The organism is Mesorhizobium sp. M7A.F.Ca.CA.002.04.1.1 (assembly GCF_004022805.1).
In the GTDB taxonomy this organism is placed as follows: domain Bacteria; phylum Pseudomonadota; class Alphaproteobacteria; order Rhizobiales; family Rhizobiaceae; genus Mesorhizobium; species Mesorhizobium ciceri.
This window is the reverse complement of the sequence record NZ_RZPL01000442.1, coordinates 1-4,840: the sequence shown is the minus strand read 5'-3', so window position 1 is coordinate 4,840 and position 4,840 is coordinate 1. Positions and strand designations below refer to the sequence as shown.

Below are 4,840 nucleotides of genomic sequence, written 5' to 3'. Positions count from 1 at the left end.
GCCAATGACCAGGCCCCAGTTCAACCGCGAAAAAGTGAAGATCTCCGGCAGATAGGATGTCGCCAGGATCGGCGGCGTCTCCGACCAGCCGCCCGGCCGCTTGAACAGGAAGATGGTGAAATAGGATGTGAGCAGCACCGCCACGTAGTTCGACAGGATCGTCGAGACGACCTCGTTGGTGTTGTAGCGGGCGCGGAAATAGGCGGGGATGGCGACCCAGGCCGCGCCTGCCACGATCGCCAGCGCCAGTGCTGCCAGCGTGTGGATGCCCGCGGGCAGGGGCATGGCAAAGCCGACCCAGGCGGCGGCGAAGCCGCCGAGGAACAGCTGGCCCTCGATGCCGACGTTGAACATGCCGCCGCGCAAGCCGATGCAGGCAGCGACACCGCAGATCAGGATCGGCGTCGTCTGCAGCAAGGTCCCGGCAATCTTCTCCTGATCGCCGAAGGCGCCGCGCAACAGTGTCATGAACACACGCACCGGGCTTTCGCCGACCATGAGGATGATGATCGCGCCCATCAGCAGTGCCACGCCGATGGCGATGACCTGGCCGGAAACGGCATGCAAATGGTCTTTCATGATGCGGTCTCCGCGGCGAATTCCGGTGCGGCCACGCCTGCCATCATCATGCCGATGCGCTCCTCGTCGGCGTCATCGCCAGAGACCTCGCCCATGATCCGCCCGTTGAACATCACCAGGATGCGGTCGGCAAGGGCGGCCAGTTCGTCGAGTTGCACGGAAATCAGCAGGATCGCGCGGCCGGCGGCGCGCTGGCGCATGATCTCGTCATGAATGGCCTCCTGGGCGCCGATGTCGACGCCGCGCGTCGGCTGGTCGATCAGCAGGAAATCGGCGCCATTGGTGAATTCGCGTGCCAGAACGACCTTCTGGATGTTTCCGCCCGAAAGCCGCTTGACCGCATCGCTCGGTCCGCGCGCGCGAATATCGAAGCTCTTGATCAGCGTTTCGGCGTTTTGATTTATGGCATTCCAGTTGAGCATGCCGCCACGACTCCATGGTGCACGATGCTGGCGGCCCATCAGGGTGTTGGCCGCTATCGAAGCGTTGCGATCGACCCCGCGTACCATGCGGTCGCCTGGAACATGGGCGAGGCCTGCCTGGCGGATCGCGGCGGGCGAGAGATCGGTGAGATTCTGGCCCTTCAGCCAGGCCCCGCCATGGCTTGCCGGCCGCAGGCCCGAAAGCACTTCCGCCAGCTCCGTCTGTCCATTGCCGGCCACACCCGCGATCCCCACCACCTCGCCGGAGCGGACCGTGAAACTGGCATCGCGAAGGGCCGGCAGCAGGCGATCGTCGCGCGCCCACAGATCCTTCACTTCGAGCACTACGTCGCCGTGCAGCGAAGCGCGCGGCCGGCGGTCGAAGCTGACCTCGCGGCCGACCATCATGTGCACCAACTGGTCCTTGCTGAGCTCGGCCGTCGGCCGGGTCGCCACCTTCCTGCCGTTGCGCAGCACCGTCACCGTGTCGGACACTTCCATCACCTCTTCCAGGTGATGCGAAATGAAGATCACCGTCATGCCCTCGGCCACGAAGCTGCGCAGCGTCTGGAACAGTTCGCGGCTTTCCTGCGGCGTCAGCACCGCGGTCGGTTCGTCGAGGATGATGGTGCGCGCGCCGCGCACCAGGACCTTCAGGATTTCGATGCGTTGCTCTATGCCGACCGAGAGCAGCCCGACGCGCTCGGTCGGATCGACCTGCAGGCCGAAGCGCTTCGACAGGTCGCGCGTTCGCGCCACCTGCGCAGCGTGGTCGATAAGTCCATGGCGACGGATTTCCATGCCGAGAAAGACGTTGTCGGCAACCGAGAGCGAGGGAACCAGCTTGAAATGCTGGTGAACCATGCCGAGGCCGGCCTTTATCGCGACGGACGGATCGGCGATCACGATCTCTTCACCGTTCAGCCGGATCGAGCCTTCGTCCGGCTGCAAGAGGCCGAACAGGATGTTCATCAGCGTCGTCTTGCCGGCACCGTTCTCGCCGATGATGGCGTGGATCTCGCCGCGGCGGACCGCAAGGTCGATGCCGTCATTGGCCACGAATGCGCCAAAACGCTTGGTGATGCCGGTCAACTCGACGGCCATCGCGGCATTGCTGTGGAGGGTCGGCGACCCCGGCGTGTTCGACAACATGGCTCTCGCAGATTGGACACTGATCCGCCGCGGCAAGCCGCGGCGGATCAGTCTAGCGCTTTCTTGGGAGGGAGGCGCTGGTGTTGGCTTATTTCGCCTTGGCGATCACGATCTTGCCGTCGACGATGCCCTTTTTGATCTCGTCGAGCTTGGCGGTCATCTCTGCCGGGATCTTGGCGGCGATGTCATCGCAGACCTTGACCTCGACACCGCCCGAGGCGAGGTCGAAAGTGCGGGTGCCGGCGGTGATCTTGCGGCCCTCGACCTCGTCCTTGATCAGCGTATAGACGGCGATGTCGCCGCGCTTCAGCATGCTGGCGAGCACATTTCCGGGGGCCGAGCCGCACATGTCGATGTCGACGCCGATCGAATATTTGTCGACCGCGGCACTTGCCTGCATCACGCCTTCACCCGTCGGGCCGGCGACGTTGTAGACAATGTCGGAGCCTTGGCCGTAAAGCGCCTGGGCAAGTTCGCTTCCCTTGGCCGGGTCGTCGAAGGTTCCGGCGAAGACGGAGTTCACCTTGACGTCGGGCGCGGCATATTTGGCGCCTTGCTCGTAGCCGCCCAGGAAGTTGCGGATCACCGGGATATCGCGGCCGCCGACAAAGCCGATGGCCTTGCCGTCGCCGATCTTGTCGAAGGCGGTGCCCTTAGCTTCGATCATGCCAGCAAGCGCGCCGGCGACGAAGGATCCCTGCTCCTCGGCGAAATTGGCGTAGATCATCTTGGGGTTGTCGAGGACGCCATCGATGAACACGAAGCGCTGGTCGGGATATTCGGCGCTGACCTTTTGCAGCGAGTCCACCAACTCCCAGCCCATCACGAAGATGAGGTCGTATTGCTTGCCCTTGGCGAGATTCTCGAACTGCTGCTGGTAGTCGAGCGCGCGATTGCCGGTGTCGACCAGCTTGAGGTCGATGCCGAAATCGGTCTTGGCCTTGTTGAGGCCGTTGACGATCGAAACGCCAAAACCCTGTGCGAAATATCCCGAGATCGCGGCCACGGAAACCTTGGCCTGTGCGGCGGCCGGTCCGAACGAAATGGCAAGCATCGTGCCGGCCAGAAATAAACTCTTGAGCGCCCTTTTCATGTCATTCCCCTTCAGCTTTTTTCAGCTTTTGAAGCCACGCTTTGACCATCCCCCACACATCGCCGGGACAACGGCGAGTTCGTTGATGGTCATATGAGTTTAGGAGCGGCTTAACAGGCTGTCAATCGTCATCCGATGCAGTTTTCTTGGCCCTTCGCCCGCTTGCTCGACGTCTGTGCTTGACAAATGTCGATAGGCATAATTGTTGATACTCTAACGAGTTTTATGAACGACGGGATGAAGGAAGAGAACAATGCCGGCTGTGGTGGTCAGGAAATTTCTGGTTCAGATCGAAGAGATATTCCATGAGGGCGGACCCCACGCGGCACGTCCGCTCAAGCGAGGCGCGATCGTCGCGCTCATCGCCAACCCTTTTGCCGGACGCTATGTCGAAGAGATCACCGGCTTCATGGAAGACCTGAAGCCGCTCGGTCTCGATATGGCTCGGCGCCTGATCGACTCCATTGGTGAGGGCGGCCAGGCCATCGAAGGTTATGGCAAGGGTGCCATAGTCGGCGCCGCCGGCGAGCTTGAACATGGCGCGCTCTGGCACAATCCGGGCGGCTACGCGATGCGCGAACTGCTCGGCAATGCCAAGGCGATCGTGCCTTCGACCAAGAAAGTCGGCGGCCCCGGAACGCGCATCGACATCCCGATCACGCACATAAACGCCTCCTATGTGCGCAGCCATTTCGATGCAATCGAGATCGGCATTGCCGATGCGCCGCGCAGCGATGAAATGGCGGTCATCCTGGCGATGACCACCGGCGCACGCGTTCATGCACGGGTCGGCGGCCTTGCCGCCGCCGACATCAAGGGTGAGGACGGACTGCGATGAGCCCGGAAATCCGCCGTATCATCACCATCGTCGAGGAAACCCGGATCGAAGGCGGGCGGCCCGTCGATCCGCCGACGCGGCGTGCCGCAGCCATTGCGGTCATCCGCAACCCCTATGCGGGTACCTACGTCGAGGATCTGTCGGCACTCAGCGCCATCGGCGAAGCGTTGGGAGATATCTTGCCCAGGCGCGCCGTCGCTGCTCTGGGCATTGCCGGCAACCGGGTCGAGAGCTTCGGCAAGGCGGCCGCCGTCGGCGCCGATGGCGAGCTCGAACATGCCGCCGCCATCCTTCATCCAAAGCTCGGCGCCCCGTTCCGCGACGTGCTCGGCAAGGGCGCCGCGCTCATTCCCTCATCGAAGAAGCGCGGCGGCCTCGGCGTGCCGCTCGATATTCCGCTCGGCCACAAGGACGCGGCGCGGGTGCGCAGCCATTTCGACGGCATGGAGGTTCGTGTTCCCGACGCACCGCGTGCCGACGAGATCGTCGTCGCTATCGCCGTCACCGATTCCGGCAGGCCGCACCCGCGCGTCGGCGGGCTGACCAAGGACAAGATTGTCGGCATTGACGGCGTCGGCTGACCGTCAGGCCGCCAGGACTTCCGGCACCCGCATCGCCGGAGGCGTATTTCTGCTCCGGCCTGTCCGCACCTCGCCGTCGATCACGACCATGCCAATGCCTGGAAGATTGCCGAGCGCCACGCTGTCGAGCAGCCCGTCGCCGGCACCGCCGATCGCTTGATCCATGAAGATCAGG

The 4,840-nt window shown here is 63.3% G+C and carries 4 protein-coding genes and 2 pseudogenes; 2 read left to right on the top strand and 4 right to left on the bottom strand.

The window, feature by feature from the left end:
* The 3 genes and pseudogenes from ENZ75_RS21210 to ENZ75_RS21200 form a co-directional block, all read right to left on the bottom strand.
* A pseudogene (locus tag ENZ75_RS21210) lies at positions 1-579 on the bottom strand (ABC transporter permease); the annotation flags it as partial.
* Positions 576-2,153 (bottom strand): ABC transporter ATP-binding protein, encoded by a 1,578-nt coding sequence (locus tag ENZ75_RS21205; RefSeq protein ID WP_063170102.1) that lies wholly within the window; start codon positions 2,151-2,153, stop codon positions 576-578. The gene ENZ75_RS21205 and the pseudogene ENZ75_RS21210, both read right to left, overlap by 4 nt.
* 88 nt (positions 2,154-2,241) lie before the next feature.
* A complete protein-coding gene (locus ENZ75_RS21200) occupies positions 2,242-3,246 on the bottom strand; it encodes a BMP family ABC transporter substrate-binding protein (protein ID WP_013530296.1) in 1,005 nt (334 codons plus the stop codon).
* Between the two features lie 253 nt (positions 3,247-3,499).
* On the opposite strand from ENZ75_RS21200, the gene ENZ75_RS21195 reads away from it, so the two are divergent.
* Positions 3,500-4,084 carry an amino acid synthesis family protein gene (locus tag ENZ75_RS21195; protein WP_063170103.1) on the top strand — a complete coding sequence of 195 codons (585 nt, stop codon included), beginning with the start codon at positions 3,500-3,502 and terminating at the stop codon, positions 4,082-4,084.
* Positions 4,081-4,665 carry an amino acid synthesis family protein gene (locus ENZ75_RS21190; protein ID WP_063170104.1) on the top strand — a complete coding sequence of 195 codons (585 nt, stop codon included), beginning with the start codon at positions 4,081-4,083 and terminating at the stop codon, positions 4,663-4,665. Before ENZ75_RS21195 ends, ENZ75_RS21190 begins: the two co-directional genes overlap by 4 nt.
* Before the next feature lie 3 nt (positions 4,666-4,668).
* Here the strand turns inward: ENZ75_RS21190 and ENZ75_RS35220 are convergent.
* Positions 4,669-4,840 (bottom strand): annotated as a pseudogene (locus tag ENZ75_RS35220) (Enamidase); the annotation flags it as partial.